The sequence below is a fragment of the Mesorhizobium atlanticum genome, from assembly GCF_003289965.1.
In the GTDB taxonomy this organism is placed as follows: Bacteria; Pseudomonadota; Alphaproteobacteria; order Rhizobiales; family Rhizobiaceae; genus Mesorhizobium; species Mesorhizobium atlanticum.
Window position 1 is genome coordinate 655,717 of the sequence record NZ_QMBQ01000004.1, and the last position, 14,591, is coordinate 670,307.

15 protein-coding genes and 1 riboswitch are annotated in these 14,591 nt (G+C 64.4%); of the genes, 5 read left to right on the forward strand and 10 right to left on the reverse strand.

The window, feature by feature from the left end; genetic code table 11:
* Nucleotides 1–38: 38 nt before the first annotated feature.
* The 3 genes from DPM35_RS16775 to DPM35_RS16785 all read right to left on the reverse strand — a co-directional run bounded on the left by DPM35_RS16775 (nucleotide 39) and on the right by DPM35_RS16785 (nucleotide 826).
* Nucleotides 39–269, reverse strand: a complete 231-nt coding sequence (locus DPM35_RS16775) for a DUF680 domain-containing protein (protein WP_112128356.1) — start codon at nucleotides 267–269, stop codon at nucleotides 39–41.
* 71 nt (nucleotides 270–340) lie between these two features.
* Nucleotides 341–550 carry a DUF680 domain-containing protein gene (locus DPM35_RS16780; RefSeq protein WP_112128357.1) on the reverse strand — a complete coding sequence of 70 codons (210 nt, stop codon included), beginning with the start codon at nucleotides 548–550 and terminating at the stop codon, nucleotides 341–343.
* A gap of 69 nt (nucleotides 551–619) precedes the next feature.
* Complete coding sequence (locus DPM35_RS16785) at nucleotides 620–826, reverse strand: DUF680 domain-containing protein (RefSeq protein ID WP_112128358.1); 207 nt, start codon at nucleotides 824–826, stop codon at nucleotides 620–622.
* 493 nt (nucleotides 827–1,319) lie between these two features.
* Nucleotides 1,320–1,521: riboswitch (cobalamin riboswitch) on the forward strand.
* A 109-nt stretch (nucleotides 1,522–1,630) separates the two neighbouring features.
* Here DPM35_RS16785 and DPM35_RS16790 point away from each other — a divergent pair.
* Complete coding sequence (locus tag DPM35_RS16790) at nucleotides 1,631–2,878, forward strand: aromatic ring-hydroxylating oxygenase subunit alpha (protein ID WP_112128359.1); 1,248 nt, start codon at nucleotides 1,631–1,633, stop codon at nucleotides 2,876–2,878.
* 20 nt (nucleotides 2,879–2,898) lie between these two features.
* Nucleotides 2,899–3,999 (forward strand): FAD-binding oxidoreductase, encoded by a 1,101-nt coding sequence (locus tag DPM35_RS16795; RefSeq protein WP_112128360.1) that lies wholly within the window; start codon nucleotides 2,899–2,901, stop codon nucleotides 3,997–3,999.
* 58 nt (nucleotides 4,000–4,057) lie between these two features.
* On the opposite strand, the gene DPM35_RS16800 is transcribed toward DPM35_RS16795, so the two are convergent.
* The 6 genes from DPM35_RS16800 to DPM35_RS16825 form a co-directional block, all read right to left on the reverse strand.
* Nucleotides 4,058–4,801: a ferredoxin reductase gene (locus DPM35_RS16800; RefSeq protein WP_112128361.1), complete on the reverse strand. Its 744-nt coding sequence runs from the start codon at nucleotides 4,799–4,801 to the stop codon at nucleotides 4,058–4,060.
* Nucleotides 4,802–4,825: 24 nt separating this feature from the next.
* Nucleotides 4,826–5,437 (reverse strand): molybdopterin-dependent oxidoreductase, encoded by a 612-nt coding sequence (locus tag DPM35_RS16805; protein ID WP_112128362.1) that lies wholly within the window; start codon nucleotides 5,435–5,437, stop codon nucleotides 4,826–4,828.
* Between the two features lie 120 nt (nucleotides 5,438–5,557).
* Complete coding sequence (locus tag DPM35_RS16810) at nucleotides 5,558–7,102, reverse strand: DegQ family serine endoprotease (protein WP_112128363.1); 1,545 nt, start codon at nucleotides 7,100–7,102, stop codon at nucleotides 5,558–5,560.
* Nucleotides 7,103–7,289: 187 nt separating this feature from the next.
* Nucleotides 7,290–8,051: an MBL fold metallo-hydrolase gene (locus DPM35_RS16815; protein ID WP_245431558.1), complete on the reverse strand. Its 762-nt coding sequence runs from the start codon at nucleotides 8,049–8,051 to the stop codon at nucleotides 7,290–7,292.
* Nucleotides 8,051–9,217 (reverse strand): diphosphate--fructose-6-phosphate 1-phosphotransferase, encoded by a 1,167-nt coding sequence (locus tag DPM35_RS16820; RefSeq protein ID WP_112128364.1) that lies wholly within the window; start codon nucleotides 9,215–9,217, stop codon nucleotides 8,051–8,053. The genes DPM35_RS16815 and DPM35_RS16820 overlap by 1 nt, the downstream gene beginning before the upstream one ends.
* Nucleotides 9,218–9,305: 88 nt before the next feature.
* Entirely contained in the window at nucleotides 9,306–10,076 is a 771-nt protein-coding gene (locus DPM35_RS16825; RefSeq protein WP_112128365.1) for a L,D-transpeptidase, read from the reverse strand.
* Between the two features lie 232 nt (nucleotides 10,077–10,308).
* Between DPM35_RS16825 and DPM35_RS16830 the strand changes: the two genes are divergently transcribed.
* The 3 genes from DPM35_RS16830 (at nucleotide 10,309) to xylB (ending at nucleotide 13,911) form a co-directional block, all read left to right on the forward strand.
* Nucleotides 10,309–10,932 carry a LysE family translocator gene (locus DPM35_RS16830; protein WP_112128366.1) on the forward strand — a complete coding sequence of 208 codons (624 nt, stop codon included), beginning with the start codon at nucleotides 10,309–10,311 and terminating at the stop codon, nucleotides 10,930–10,932.
* Nucleotides 10,933–11,048: 116 nt separating this feature from the next.
* Complete coding sequence (locus DPM35_RS16835; RefSeq protein WP_112128367.1) at nucleotides 11,049–12,374, forward strand: tetratricopeptide repeat protein; 1,326 nt, start codon at nucleotides 11,049–11,051, stop codon at nucleotides 12,372–12,374.
* An 82-nt stretch (nucleotides 12,375–12,456) separates the two neighbouring features.
* Complete coding sequence (gene xylB / locus DPM35_RS16840; protein ID WP_112128368.1) at nucleotides 12,457–13,911, forward strand: xylulokinase; 1,455 nt, start codon at nucleotides 12,457–12,459, stop codon at nucleotides 13,909–13,911.
* 227 nt (nucleotides 13,912–14,138) lie between these two features.
* On the opposite strand, the gene DPM35_RS16850 is transcribed toward xylB, so the two are convergent.
* Entirely contained in the window at nucleotides 14,139–14,501 is a 363-nt protein-coding gene (locus DPM35_RS16850) for a nuclear transport factor 2 family protein (RefSeq protein ID WP_112128521.1), read from the reverse strand.
* Between the last annotated feature and the right edge of the window lie 90 nt (nucleotides 14,502–14,591).

The following is a 14,591-nucleotide window of genomic DNA, read 5'->3' on the forward strand; positions in this document are numbered from 1 at the left end:
CTTGGCCCGCCGCTGCTGTCTTAGATCACGGTCTGCAGTTAACGGTTGCCGAAGTGGTCGCGGTCGCTGCCCTGCGGCGCCGATTTCTGCGCGTCGCCCGAGTTCAGCAGCTTGTAGACCGGCGAGTCGGTGCCGATCGACGAGGTGCGGGTCGTGTCCACGGCGGGAGCCGGCTGGTTGACGCCGCTGTGGTTGTAGTTGTCGCTACCGGCAAAAGCAGCCGTGGAAACGGCCATGAGAGCGGCGGTGGCAAGGACGATCTTTTTCATCTTAGGTACTCCTGAATTTCCTGGTCCGATCGAGACGACGGGCAGGCCCGTCGCCGGTTCGAAGTCGGCTGTTAGTTGTTACCGAAAAGGTTGTGGTCGGCGCCCGTGGTGACAGGCTTCTGCGCGGCAGCCGGGTTCGGCTTGTTCACAGACGCCGTGTAGGACGAGTCGACCGCGACGGCCGGCTGGTTGGCGCCGCTGTGGTTGTAGTTGTCGCTACCGGCAAAGGCGCTGCCGGAGACGGCCAAAAGGGCAACGGTGGTAAGAACGATCTTTTTCATTTTCGTGCTCCTGAATTTCCTGATCCGACCGAGGCGACGGACAAATCCGCCGCCGTTCGAAGTCGGCTGTTAGTTGTTACCGAAAAGGTTGTGGTCGGCGCCCGTGGTGACAGGCTTCTGTTCAGCCGGTTCGGACTTGCGGACCGAGGCCGTGTGAGAAGAGTCGACCGTGGCGGCCGGCGGATTGGCAGCCTGCGAACCATAATTGTCGCTACCGGCAAAGGCGCTGCCGGAAATCGCCAGAAGGGCTGCGGCAGTGAGAACAATCTTTTTCATTTTTGCTACTCCAGTATCTTTATTCCGTCCGTCTAGCGGCGTGTCTTGGGAATGAAATCGCGTCGTTCGGACAGCGCTGATTTGGGTAAGTCGATCGCCGGATTCCAATCACGAAGTTTTTCCGTCTGGACCACGAATCCGCATCTTGAAGTTTTCATAAGCATGCCTATGACCATACTTTTATTGAATTTAATCAATATCTTATGTGAGTCAGACAGTTGGCTCACCGAGTGTGTCGGAGCGCCAACGTTCACACCGTTCTGCACGCACCGTCAACAGAAACGAACCGTTCGGTTCGATTTTAGAATCTGCTAATAGTCACTTTTTGATACTATTAACCATCAATCACCCTTCCGAACTTCGTTCCGGGAGCGCCCGGAAGCCGGAGGGCATGGCGAAAAGGACAGGAATCAGCACCGTGAATACGGTGCCCGTTGTCGCGCCGCATGGATGGGATGTCGTTTTCATGCCGATGGGAAAGCGGCTGTCGTGGTTAGATCAGCCTATCTCAGGTGCCGCCTCGTCGCGACGAGGCGGAGAATTGGGAAGCCGGTCGAAATCCGGCGCTGCCCCCGCAACGGTGGTGGAGTGAAGTCGCAACGGGAGACCACTGGGCCATGGGCCTGGGAAGGTGTTGCGACCGCCCGCGAGGGCTACTCCAAAGCCCGGAAACCAGCCAGAGACATTTTGAACTCGACTGATCGCGGTGGGCGGTCAAGAGGCGGACGGCGCGTGCCCGGCCCTGCCGGTGGCGGTCGTTCTTCTCCATCACCACCAGTTCAGTCCTTGATGCGAGGACAGGACATGGATGCGCGCAACGACATGCTGAGGCTCCTGCAGAGCCGCAAGCCGGGCTACTCGCTTGAGCAGCCCTTCTACACCGATCCCGACTATTTCAAGCTCGATATGGAGCTGATCTGGTATCGTGACTGGTTGTTCATCGGCCATGATTGCGAACTGCCGAAACCAGGCAGCTACATCACCGTTCAGATCGGCGATTATCCGGTGGTGCTGGTCCGCGACCAGAAGGGAAGGATCAACGCTTTCCACAACTCCTGCCGGCATCGCGGCAGCCGCGTGTGCAACACCGACAAGGGCACCGCCGCCAAGCTGGTCTGTCCCTACCATCAGTGGACTTACGAGCTCGACGGGCGGCTGCTGTTTGCGCGCCAGATGGCGGAAGGGTTCGACAAAAGCCAGTTCGGCCTGAAGCCGGTCGCCTGCGAAAGCGTCGGCGGCTACATCTTCATCTGCCTGGCAAAGGAGCCTGCCGACTTCGCGCCGATGCGCGCCATGATCGAGCCCTATCTTCTGCCGCACCGGTTGAGCGAGGCGAAGGTCGCGTTCGAATCGACGATCGTCGAAAAGGGCAATTGGAAGCTCGTCTGGGAAAACAACCGCGAATGCTATCATTGCGCCGGTAATCATCCCGAGCTGTGCAAGACCTTTCCCGAAGCGCCAACCGTCACCGGCGTGCATGGCGCCGACAGCGACCCGGAGATGCTGGCGCATTGGACAAAATGCGAGGCGGCGGGCCTCCCAAGCCGGTTCCGGATCGATCCAGCCGGGCAATACCGCGCCACACGCGCGCCGCTGCTGCGCGACGCGGTCAGCTACACGATGAGCGGCAAGCGCGCCGTGACGAAAAACCTGTCCGCCGGCGTCGCCGCCGACCGCATCGGCACGTTGATGCATTACCATTATCCGACCACATGGAATCACATCCTCATCGATCACGCCGTCACCTTCCGTGTGCTGCCGATCAGCGCCACGGAGACCGCGGTGACGACGAAATGGCTGGTCCACAAGGACGCCGTGGATGGCGTCGACTACGATCTGGCAGAACTCACCCATGTCTGGACCGAGACCAACGATCAGGACCGCCGCATCGTCGAGGAAAACGCACTCGGTATCCTGTCGCCGGCGTACGAGCCCGGTCCCTATTCCGAGCTGCATGAGGGCGGCGTCATCCAGTTCGTCGAGTGGTACGCCTCCTTCATCGGTCCGCGCCTTGGCGAAGGCGGTCGCCCGGCGCTGCGCAGCGTCGCCTGAAGGCCGAGGAGATGAACGCGATGACGGATCTCGGCCTCTATCGCCATCTCGACGAGATGGCGCCCTGGAACGACAGGCTGCAGGTGCTGGAAGTGATCGGCGTCAGCGACGAGGCGCCGCAGGTGAAGACGTTCACCTTCCGCTCCGACAATCAGACCTGGTTCCGTTACAAGCCCGGGCAGTTCGTAACGCTGGAATTGCCGACCGCCGACGGGCCGCTGATGCGCACCTACACGCTGTCGTCCTCGCCGTCGCGGCCTTTCTCGATCGCGGTAACGGTTAAAGCGCAAGCCGGCAGCGTCGGCACGCGCTGGATGTTCGACAATCTGAAGCCCGGCGTCCATGTGAAGGCCTACGGGCCGGCCGGCGATTTCTCGCTGCACAGCCATCCGGCGGCCAAATATCTGTTCATTTCGGCCGGATCCGGCGTCACGCCGATGATGTCGATGCTGCGCTGGCTGAACGACTGCGCGCCCTGGACCGATGTCGGCTTCGTCAACTGCGCGCGCCGGCCGGAAGAGATCATCTTCCGCAAGGAGCTCGAATTGCTCGGCAGCCGCATGCCCGGCCTGTCGCTCGGCTTCATGATCGAGGAGCGGTCGAGTCGCGAGGGCTGGTTCGGCCATATGGGCCGCATCGACGCGATCCGGCTGCCGCTTCTGGCACCCGATTTCCGCGAGCGGGAGATCTTCTGCTGCGGGCCCGACCCCTTCATGCGCGCCGTTCGACAGATGCTGGAGGCCGCCGGCTTCGACATGAGCCGCTACCATCAGGAAAGCTTCGCGGCGCCGGCCGTGGAAGAAGTCCCGGCGCCGTTCGCGGAACCGGCCGGCGGGGGCGCCGAGCCGCCCGCCGAGGCGGTGACGCCGGTCCGCTTTTCGCTTTCAAACGTCGATGCGGAATGCGTCGCCGGACAGACCGTGCTGCAGACGGCGCGCGCTTCGGGCGTCAGGATCCCGGCGGCCTGCGAGTTCGGTCTCTGCGGAACCTGCAAGGTGAAAAAGGTCTCGGGCGAGGTCTCGATGAGCCACAATGGCGGCATTCTCGATCACGAGATCGATGACGGCTATATCCTGGCCTGCTGTTCGAGGCCGTTGTCGGCGCTGGACATCGAGGCCTGAAGGCTTGTCGATCGAGGCGAGGAACCTTTGCGGGATCATCCTCGCCGGGATCATGCTTCTAAACCCCGTAGCGCTCGGTGCGGATGGTTTCCGCCGGAACGCCGGCCCCAATCAAGGCGTCGGCGGCGGCCGAGACGAACGCGTTCGAGCCGCAGACATAGGCTAGCTTCGGCGCCTTGGGCAGGCGCTCGACGGCTTGCGCCATCATGCGGGCGTCGACGCGCCGGGAATAGTCGGAGGGGCGCCTCGCCGGCTCACGGGTCAGTGTCAGCACCAGGTTGAATCCGTCAAGCCGGTCGTCCAAGCCGATCAGCTCGTCGCGGAAGATGACCTCGTCCCAGATCCGCGCCGAAAACACCAGCGCGACCGGCACCGCCTTGTTGCGCAGCGTGCGATGGCGCACCATCGCCATCAGCGGCACGACACCGGAGCCGCCGCCGACCAGAACGATCGGCCCGCCGTCGCTCTCCTCCCAGATGAAATGGCCGCCCAGCGGTCCGCGCAGCTCGATCTCGTCACCGACGGCGGCCACGTCGTGGAAGAAGGGCGAGACCTCGCCGTCGTCGAGCCGCTCGATCGCCAGCTCGATACCGCCGCCTGCTTCCGGCGCCGAGGCGATGGAATAGGAGCGGCGCGCCTGATAGCCGTCCGGCGCCGTCAGCCTGACATCCACATGCTGTCCCGCCAGATGGGTGAAGGGCCGCAACGGCTGGAACCAGAAGCTGGTGACGCGCGGCGTGCGTTTTTCGATGCGAGTGATCGTGGCTGCCTGCCAGGGCGATTGCGACGGCTCGGCACTCATCGATTGCTGCTCACCGATCGCCCCTCACGGGTCACTGGAATAGCGCTGCTCGCGCCAGGGGTCGCCATACATGTGATAGCCGCGCAGTTCCCAGAAGCCCGGTTCGTCGCGCTCGGTGAACTGCAGCCCGTTCACCCATTTGGCCGATTTCCAGAAATAGAGATGCGGCACCAATAGCCGCGCCGGCCCGCCATGATCGGGCGTGATCGGCTTGCCCTCGTAGAGCAGCGCCACCATCGCCTTGCCGGTGACGAGATCCTTGGTCGGTACATTGGTGGAATAGCCGTCGAAGGACAGCGCCAGCGTGTAGGCGGTCGGGGGCTCGATGCCGGCGTCGGCGAAGATGTCGTCGATCATAACGCCCTGCCATGGCGTGTTGAACTTGGTCCAGGCCGTCACGCAATGGATGTCACGTGTCATCTTGCTTTGCGGCAAGGCGTTGAACTCGGCCCAGTTCCATTTCTTGATCGGCTTTGGCCCGTGCTTGAGGGTGAAGGACCAATCCTCGGTGCGCACGCGCGGCGTCGGCCCGGCTGAGAGCACGGGAAACCCCTGCTCCAGATACTGACCGGGCGGAATGCGCGCGTCGGTGTCCGAAGGAGGACGCCGTCCGGAAAAGAAGCCGCGCGTGACCATCGAGACATCCCTCGTGCCGGATTGATCGACCGCAGGGAGTGTTCTCGAATACGCCTCGGGGGGCAACAGAAATCTTGAGGGGCCCGCCGGAGATGCCGGCAGGCCCTGTCGTAGCGCTTATCAGCCGGCGGCGAAGGGCACGGCGACGAATATCTGCGCGTCGCCGCGATCGACAAGCAACAGCACCGACTTCTTGGCCGACTTGGCCGCCTCGGCGATCGCCTGGTTCGCCTGCTTGGCCGTCCTTACCGGCGTCTGGTCGACACCGACGATGACATCGCCCGGCTGGATGCCGGCCGCCGAAGCCGCCTTGTCCGGATTGACCCGCTCGACCACCGCGCCGTGCTGGTTGCCGGCAAGGTTGAGCTGGTCGCGGATATCGGGCGTGAGGTCGGTCAGCCCGAGGCCGAGCGAGGGAACGCGCAAGCCTTGTTCGGCCGGCGGGCTGCGGCCTTCATTGCCATTCGACGCCATCTTCTGATCTTCGGCGTTGCGGCCGACATCGGCGGAGATCTGTATCGCCTTGCCCTTGCGCCAGATGTTGACGGTTTCCTTGGCGCCGGGCGACACGTCGGCTACGGCGCGCGACAGATCCTTGGGATCCTTGATCTCCTGGCCGCCGAAGCCGGTGATGACATCGCCGGTTTCAATGCCTGCCTTGGCCGCCGGCGACCCGTCGGTGACTTGGGAAACCAGCGCGCCGCCGGGATGGTCGAGGCCGATGGCGCCGGCGACGTCCGGCGTGACCGGCTGGATCTGCACGCCGAGATAGCCGTATTCGATGTCGCCGCCCTTCATCAGCTTGGCCACAACCTTCTGAGCCTGATCCGACGGGATAGCGAAGCCGACGCCGACGCTGCCGCCATTGGGCGAATAGATGGCGGTGTTGATGCCGATGACATTGCCGTTGACGTCGACCAGCGGGCCGCCGGAATTGCCGTGGTTGATCGGTGCGTCTATCTGGATGAAATCGTCGAACGGCCCGCTATGCAGGTCGCGCCCACGTGCCGAGACGATGCCGGCGGTTACCGTCGTGCCGATGCCGAATGGATTTCCGATCGCCAGCACCTGGTCGCCGGTCATCAGCTTGCTGGAATCGCCCCACTTGACCGTGGGCAACGGCTTGTCCGCCTTGATCTTCAGTACAGCCAGGTCATGCTTCGCGTCGTGGCCGACCAGCTTGGCGGGAAGCTCGGTACCATCGTCGAGCGTCACCTTGATCGAGCTTGCGCCGTCGATGACGTGATTGTTGGTGACGATGGTGCCGTCCGCGCCGACGATGAAGCCGGAGCCGAGCGCCTCGGCGCGCCGCCCCTGCTGCTGCGGCGGCGTCCGCGGCATCGGCATGCCCTGGTCACCGAAGAACTGCTGGAAAAACTGGTCGAATGGCACATTGCCGCCGAGGGGCGAACCGTCATCACCCGCCTGTGGCTGCGCCTTCATGATCGAGGTGATGGTGACGACAGCCGGCTTGGTGACAGCGATGACCGGCGCGAAAGAGCCGTTCGGAGCCGTGGTGCCGGCGGCAGGCGTCTGCGTCGTCGCGGCCACGGTGCTGAGGCCGGCATTGCTTTCGGCAAAGGAGACGACGACGGGCGAAATGATCAGCGCGGCGCCCAACAGGGCGGCGACGCGATGTCTGCGAAGAATGCTTGATGGTGACATGGTCGTTTCTGTCCGGGCGAGAGGTTGATCCAGCGCCGCAGGCGCTTCTGGAGGAGCGCCCGTCAACGTGTCGGCGACCGGGAATGCCTGCCTCGCCGCACATGGCAGCCGGCCGGATCGACAATCAAGATTTAGGACGTGGAACGGCCCGAATCAGGGCCTTTGGATGACCTTACGAAGATTTAATTCAGAGACCGCTTACGAACCGCTCGCGCCGGCGCAGGTAGGACGAGGCCATTGCGCGCATGCGGGCGGCATCGAAGATCGGGCCGTGACCGCCAAGGCCGATGCGGATCGGCAGGTCGAGCAGGCGCCGCATGGTGCGGCAATAGGCCGTGCGGTCGGAATCCGGCAGGTCGTCGATCAGCATGCCGTCATAGATGGCGTCGCCGGCAAAGAGGAGGCCATCGGCTTCGTCGAAGAGCGCGATGGAGTCCGGCGAATGGCCGGGCAGATGCAGCACACGGAATTTCCGGTCGCCGAGATCTACGACATCGCCCTCATCGAGCGCGCGGGTCAGCGGCGCGGACGGTATCCGGTAGTCAGCCGCCTTCCAGCCGGGCGCCGGCAGTTTCGAGACGGCGCCGTCGAGATTGTGGAACATATAGGCGTAGGTGACGGCATCATCCATACCGTCGAACTCAGTCGCGCTCATCTTAGGCCCCATGCGCAGCGGGAATTCGTGCAGCGAGCCGACATGGTCGAGATGGATGTGGGTGGCGACGACGATGAGGGGCTTGCCGGCCGGCGTGTCGATCTCGGGCGCCAGCGGACGAATGCCCATGCCGGTGTCGACCAGAAGGTCCGCATCGCGGCCCTTCAAATGCCAGATGTTAGCGCGCACGAAATCATGCACGAAGGGCTCGGTCAGCATCGTCGTGGCGGCATCGATTTTCGCCTTGCCGAACCAGTCGCCAACCTCGAGCTCGGGCATCGAGCCGCCGGCCATCAGACGAACGGCTTCCCGACCTTGTATTTTTCCGGCACCAGCCGCTTCAAATAGATCATGCCTGCTTCCGAAAGCTGGTTGACGTCCGGCTGCATGAAATCGTCGGGCATATGGCGGGTCTTGCCGGCCACCGCCTTCAGCGGCACTTTCTTCAGCACCGTCTTCGACCCGTCATATTGCAGCGCGACCGAGCCGCCGCCTTCTCCGGCGACGGCGACCGCGAAGGCGCCGGCGTCGAAGGCTTCCTTGGCGTCGACGGCGCTGATCGCGCCGACATAGCCGCGCGGCATGTAGCCCAGCGCATCGACCCGCGCCCGCTTGCCCGGCAGGCCTTCGGCCAGAGCCCGTTCCAGCGCCGCGGGCAGGTCGCTGCCCGACAATTTGACGTTGCCGTGCTGGTCGCGCTCAAGCTTCTCCGGCGGCACCAGGCTTTCGACCAGCGCCTTGCCGTCGGCGGTGCTGACGCCTTCCGAGACGGCGACGATGCAGCGCTTATGGCGATCCAGCCTTTCGCGCACCTCATCGATGAAGCGCTTCGCCGAGAAGGCGCGTTCCGGCACATAGACCAGATGCGGGCCGCTGTCGGGATCGAGCTGCCAGGCGGCCGCGGCGGCGGTGAGGAAGCCGGCGTGCCGGCCCATGACGATGCCGACATAGATGCCAGGCAAAGCGCGGAAATCGAGATCGACCGAGAGGAAGGCGCCGGCGACGAATTCGGCCGCCGAGATGAAGCCAGGCGTGTGGTCGTTCTCCTCGAGATCGTTGTCGATGGTCTTGGGCGCATGCACGAAGGCGATCGAGCCGCCGGCGGCATCGGTCAGGATCTGCTGCGTGCCCGAGGTGTCGTTGCCGCCGATATAGATGAAGGCATCGGCGCCGGCCTTTTTCAGGCCGTTGAGAATGACCTCGCAATAGGCGGCGTCCGGCTTGTCGCGGGTCGAGCCGAGGGCGGCGCTCGGCGTGCCGGCGATCAGCCGCAGCCGGTCCTCGGGGATGGCGGAGAGATCGACATAGTTGCCGTCGCGGATGCCGCGCACGCCATGGATCGAGCCCAGCACCCTGGCGCCGGGGTGACGCTTGCGGATTTCCAGCGTGGCGCCGACGACCGTCTGGTTGATGACGGCGGTAGGGCCGCCGCCCTGCGCGATGACGAAGGTTCCAGCCATGCTCGTTCTCTCCCAAAGCGAAGGTTTTCAGGGCACCTTCGCCTGTCCTGCGGCGTCGCGCAACGGAAGAGTGGGCCGACAGACCCGATCAGACCACGACGACCGGGTTCTTCTTGGAAACGCGGCTGTAGAGGTCGATAATGTCCTGGTTGATCAAGCGCACGCAGCCCGACGACATCGCCTGGCCGATGCTCCACCATTCGGGCGAGCCGTGGATGCGGTAGCCGGTGTCCCTGCCGTTCTGGTAGATGTAGAGCGCGCGGGCGCCGAGCGGATTGGTGAGGCCGCCGGGCTGTCCGCCCTGCCATTTCACCAGTTCCGGCTTGCGCTGGATCATTTCCGGCGGCGGCGTCCAGACCGGCCATTCGCGGCCATACTGGATGTTGGCGCGGCCCGACCAGCGGAAGCCGTCCTTGCCGATGCCGACGCCATAGCGGATGGCGTCGCCGCCCGGCTGCACCAGATAGAGCATGCGTTCCTGCAGGTGGACGACGATGGTTCCGGGCGCCTCGCCTGTCTTGTCGACGACGATCTGGCGGCGGAACTGCGGCTTCACCTTCTGCCACGGCACCGCCGGCACCTCGAAACCGCCATCGGTGAGCGAAGCGTACATGACGTCGGGACCGGTGATGTTCTTGTCGACGCTGATCGCCGGGCGCATGGGCGGCACGGAACCGGTGACGGTGTTGTCGAGCTGCATTTGCGGCAGGTCGAGCGTGTCGGTGGTGCTGCAGCCGGCGAGGCCCAACAGCGCCGTGGCGCCGGCGCCCGAAAGCACGGCGCGGCGTGAAAGCTGAATTTCGGTATCGATTGAGGCGCCGTTGGAAGGCGGCGTCAGACTTTGCGGCAACTCGCGCATACACCAAACCCTACGCTGCCGGCGGGAAGCAGGGTCCGGCCGGATGAGGGGGCATTTTCGCCAGTCATGGTTGAAAAAGGGTGAAAGGCCGTTGATCCGGCTTAACCCTAACGGATCGTTGCGGCGGCCGGCGAGCCCGGGCACAGGCGCGCCGAAGATTTTTCCAACGGCCCCTTTACATTCCCTCCGACCCCAGGATTTATCCTTTTCTTTGCGCTCAAGGAGCAGGGAAATGTCCTTCGAAAGCTGGGCCGCCTTCGCCGCCGCCTCTTCCATCCTTCTCGTCATACCGGGCCCGACGATCCTGCTGGTCGTCTCCTATGCGCTGGGCCAGGGCTGGCGCACCGCGCTGCCGATGGCGGTGGGCGTCGCGCTGGGCGACTTTACCGCGATGACGCTGTCGATGCTCGGCATCGGCGCGCTGCTCGCTGCTTCGGCCACGGTGTTCACCGTGCTCAAGGTGATTGGCGCCGGCTATCTGATCTATCTCGGCATAAAACTGTTTCGCGCCGGCGGCGCGCTGAAGGCGGAGCCGCGCACCGACGCGGTGTCGGCGGCAAGGATGATGGCGCATGCCTGGCTGGTGACGGCGCTGAACCCGAAGAGCATTACCTTCTTCGTCGCCTTCCTGCCGCAGTTCCTCGACCGGCACACCGACTTCTGGACCCAGATGCTGATCTTCGAGACGACCTTCCTGACCTTGGCCTTCGCCAACGCCCTCGGCTATGCGCTGGTCGCATCCAGGGCGCGCGCGATCGTGCGCAACCCGAAGGCGATCCGCATCTTCAACCGCACCGGCGGCACGCTGCTGGTCGGCGCCGGTATCGCTACGGTGGCGATGCGGTCGGGGAATTGAGGCGGCGCACAGCCCGGCTGGCCGGAGGCACTATCGACCACGGGTTGGCGGCTTGGATAGCGATGCTTTAGGATCGGGCTCCAAACAGCAAATTCGCGATCGTCGAAGGACACCCTATGGCGCTGAAGGACGCATTCGGCCTGACTTACTCGGGCGCGACCGGAGCCGGGTTTTCATCCTACGCCCGCGCCGTGCATGAGCTGCAATGCTTCATCGGCGATCCGGTCGGCTCCATCGACCGCGCCATTGCCGACGAACCGGCCTTCGTCATGGCGCATGTGTTCAAAGGCTACCTGTTCGGCCTCGCCACCGAGCGGGACGCGATGGCGGTCGCCCGATCAAGTCATAAAGCGGCGCTGCCGCTTGCCGCCACGGTTCGCGAACAGGCGCATGTGGCCGCGCTCGGCCATCTCGCCGAAGGGCGATGGCATGAAGCCGCGCGCATGCTGGAGGATATCGCGATCGACAATCCGCGCGATGCGCTGGCGCTGCAGGTCGGGCACCAGATCGATTTCTTCACCGGCAATGCGCGCATGCTGCGCGACCGCATCGGCAGGGCGTTGCCGGCCTGGCGGAAAGACATGCCGGGATACCACGCCATTCTTGGCATGCAGGCCTTCGGGCTGGAGGAAATGGGCGACTATGCCCGCGCCGAATCCTTCGGCCGGCAAGCCATCGAGATCGAACCGCGGGACGGCTGGGCGCAGCACGCGGTGGCGCATGTCATGGAGATGCAGAGCCGGCAAAAGGATGGCATCGCCTGGATGCGCGCCAACCCGGAGGCCTGGTCGAAGGAGAGTTTTCTCCAGATCCATAATTGGTGGCACCTGGCGCTGTTCCACTACGACCTTGGCGAAATCGGCGAGGTGCTCCGGCTCTATGATGGGCCGATCTATGGAACACGCTCGACATTGGCCCTCAACATGGTCGATGCCTCGGCGATCCTGTGGCGCCTCCATCTTGGCGGCGTCGATGTCGGTGACCGCTGGGCGGCCCTCGCCGCCAACTGGATCCCGAAAGCCGCCGCCGGCAATTACGCCTTCAACGACGCCCATGCGATGATGGCCTTTGTCGGCGCCGGGCTGGAAGCGCCGGCGAAGACGCTGCTCGAGGCGCAGCGCGAAGCCATGCGCGGGAATGACGACAACGCCGCCTTCACACGCGATGTCGGACACCCGCTGACGCTTGCCATCAAGGCCTTCGGCGAGGGCCGCTACGACGAGGCCGTGCGGCTGATTCGGCCGATCCGCTCGATCGCGCACCGTTTCGGCGGCAGTCACGCGCAACGCGACGTGATCGACCTGACGCTGCTCGAGGCCGCCCTGCGCGCCGGCGACACGGCGCTTGCACGGGCGCTGGCCGCCGAGCGTCAGCTCGCGCGGCCCGACAGTCCGCTGTCGGCGTTGTTCCTGCGACGGACATCCGATTTGTCTGAGAATTGACCCGAGACGGATCTTGCCCTAAAAACTGGCCAAGCCAGATTTTTTCGAGATCCGAAAAAATTAATGGCAGTGGGAGGAAATCATGTATCTCGGCCTCGACCTGGGCACTTCGGGCGTCAAGGCGCTGCTGATCGATGACGGTCAGAAGGTTATTGGCGCCGGCCATGGCTCGCTCGACGTCTTGCGGCCGTATCCCGGCTGGTCGGAGCAGGATCCGGCGCATTGGATCGGGGCCTGCGAAGCCGCAATTGCCGACCTCAAGGCTTCGCACCCCAAGGAGTTGGCCGAGGTTAAGGGCATCGGCCTTTCGGGCCAGATGCATGGCGCCACCCTGCTCGATGCCTCGGACAAGGTGCTGCGCCCCTGCATCTTGTGGAACGACACGCGCAGCCATGTCGAAGCGGCGGCGCTCGATGCCGATCCGCGCTTCCGCAAGCTCACCGGCAACATCGTTTTCCCGGGCTTCACGGCGCCGAAGCTTGCCTGGGTGAAGAACAACGAGCCTGCGATCTTCGCCAAGGTGGCGAAGGTCCTGTTGCCCAAGGACTATCTGCGGCTCTGGCTGACCGGCGAGCATATTTCGGAAATGTCGGATTCGGCCGGCACCTCCTGGCTCGATGTCGGCGAGCGCCGTTGGTCGGGCGAATTGCTCGCCGCGACATCGCTCGACGAAAGACAGATGCCGTCGCTGGTCGAAGGCACGGCCAAGGCCGGCGCCTTGCGCGCCGAGTTCGCCTCGAAATGGGGCGTCGCGGCCGGTATTCCGGTTGCCGGTGGCGCCGGCGACAATGCGGCCTCGGCCTGCGGCATGGGCACGGTCGGCGCCGGGCATGCCTTCGTGTCGCTCGGCACATCGGGCGTGCTGTTTGCGGCGAACGCCTCCTATTTGCCCAACCCGGAAAGCGCGGTGCACACCTTCTGCCACGCGCTGCCCAACACCTGGCACCAGATGGGCGTCATCCTGTCGGCCACCGATTCGCTCAACTGGCTGTCGGAGATCACCGGAAAGAGCGCCGGCGACTTGACCGGCGAGCTCGGCGACAAGCTGAAGGCGCCGACGGGCGTCACCTTCCTGCCCTATCTGTCGGGAGAGCGGACGCCGCACAATGATTCCGCCATTCGCGGCTCCTTCACCGGACTCGCGCACCAATCGAGCCGGGCCGTACTGACGCAGGCTGTGCTGGAAGGCGTTGCCTTTGCGTTCCGAGACAGCCTGGAAGCGCTGAAGACAGCCGGCACGACGCTGAGCCGGGTGACCGCGATCGGCGGCGGCTCGCGCTCGCGCTACTGGCTAAAGGCGATCGCCACCGCGCTGCAAGTGCCGGTCGACATTCCCGCCGACGGCGATTTCGGCGCGGCGTTCGGTGCGGCTCGGCTGGGGTTGATTGCCGCCACCGGGGCCGATCCGCTGGCGGTGTGCACGGCGCCGGCGACCGATGCGACGATCGAGCCGGATGCAGGGCTTGGCGGGGCTTATGCTGATGCCTATCAGCGCTATAGGGCGCTTTATCCGGCGATCCGGGCTGTAACCGCGTGAGTGGGCGCGAGGCACCTCGTAGTCGCGTAAGCGGGCGCGAGGCACCCCCCTCTGCCCTGCCGGGCATCTCCCCCGCAAGGGGGGAGATTAGCAGCTCCGGCGCTGCCGCATTATTTTCAACGCTGGCGATTGGCGAAGGTCCGCGTGACAGCCAATCTCCCCCCTTGCGGGGGAGATGGCCGGCAGGCCAGAGAGGGGGGCCTCGCACCCCACCTCCCCAGCTAGCTCTATTGTGCCGGCACCTTGTCCAGAAACCCGGTGACGCTCTTCAGGCGGCCGTTCTCGATGACGCCGATGTCGGTGCCCTCGATAACGGACTCCGTGCCTTCGGGTCCAAGGTTCCACGAGAAGCGGATCTTGTCAGCGAAACCGTCGGGCTCACCCTTCAGCGAGAAACGGAAGCCGGCGAAGCGCTGCTGCACGCCGTCGATCAATGCGGCGATGCCGTCATGGCCGTCACCCTGCATGACCGGGTCGCGATAGCTGACGTCCTGGGTGAAGGCCGCTTCGAGCAGCGCCTTGCGGCGGGTCGCATCGCTCTCGTTCCAGGCGGTGATGTAGTTGCGGGCGATCGTGTTGAGGTCGGTCATGGTCATTCTCCTTCGTTGGATCGTTTCGACGTGACCTTTTTGACGCCCCACAGAAGCGAAACCAATTACGCCTGAGGTAATCGGGCAAAA

What these genes read in the sequence shown, in the direction of transcription:
- DPM35_RS16775 (WP_112128356.1), bottom strand. Translation starts at nt 269, where the DNA reads ATGAAAAAGATCGTCCTTGCCACCGCCGCTCTCATGGCCGTTTCCACG.
- DPM35_RS16780 (WP_112128357.1), bottom strand. Translation starts at nt 550, where the DNA reads ATGAAAAAGATCGTTCTTACCACCGTTGCCCTTTTGGCCGTCTCCGGC.
- DPM35_RS16785 (WP_112128358.1), bottom strand. Translation starts at nt 826, where the DNA reads ATGAAAAAGATTGTTCTCACTGCCGCAGCCCTTCTGGCGATTTCCGGC.
- DPM35_RS16790 (WP_112128359.1), top strand. Translation starts at nt 1,631, where the DNA reads ATGGATGCGCGCAACGACATGCTGAGGCTCCTGCAGAGCCGCAAGCCG.
- DPM35_RS16795 (WP_112128360.1), top strand. Translation starts at nt 2,899, where the DNA reads ATGACGGATCTCGGCCTCTATCGCCATCTCGACGAGATGGCGCCCTGG.
- DPM35_RS16800 (WP_112128361.1), bottom strand. Translation starts at nt 4,801, where the DNA reads ATGAGTGCCGAGCCGTCGCAATCGCCCTGGCAGGCAGCCACGATCACT.
- DPM35_RS16805 (WP_112128362.1), bottom strand. Translation starts at nt 5,437, where the DNA reads ATGGTCACGCGCGGCTTCTTTTCCGGACGGCGTCCTCCTTCGGACACC.
- DPM35_RS16810 (WP_112128363.1), bottom strand. Translation starts at nt 7,102, where the DNA reads ATGTCACCATCAAGCATTCTTCGCAGACATCGCGTCGCCGCCCTGTTG.
- DPM35_RS16815 (WP_245431558.1), bottom strand. Translation starts at nt 8,051, where the DNA reads ATGGCCGGCGGCTCGATGCCCGAGCTCGAGGTTGGCGACTGGTTCGGC.
- DPM35_RS16820 (WP_112128364.1), bottom strand. Translation starts at nt 9,217, where the DNA reads ATGGCTGGAACCTTCGTCATCGCGCAGGGCGGCGGCCCTACCGCCGTC.
- DPM35_RS16825 (WP_112128365.1), bottom strand. Translation starts at nt 10,076, where the DNA reads ATGCGCGAGTTGCCGCAAAGTCTGACGCCGCCTTCCAACGGCGCCTCA.
- DPM35_RS16830 (WP_112128366.1), top strand. Translation starts at nt 10,309, where the DNA reads ATGTCCTTCGAAAGCTGGGCCGCCTTCGCCGCCGCCTCTTCCATCCTT.
- DPM35_RS16835 (WP_112128367.1), top strand. Translation starts at nt 11,049, where the DNA reads ATGGCGCTGAAGGACGCATTCGGCCTGACTTACTCGGGCGCGACCGGA.
- xylB (WP_112128368.1), top strand. Translation starts at nt 12,457, where the DNA reads ATGTATCTCGGCCTCGACCTGGGCACTTCGGGCGTCAAGGCGCTGCTG.
- DPM35_RS16850 (WP_112128521.1), bottom strand. Translation starts at nt 14,501, where the DNA reads ATGACCGACCTCAACACGATCGCCCGCAACTACATCACCGCCTGGAAC.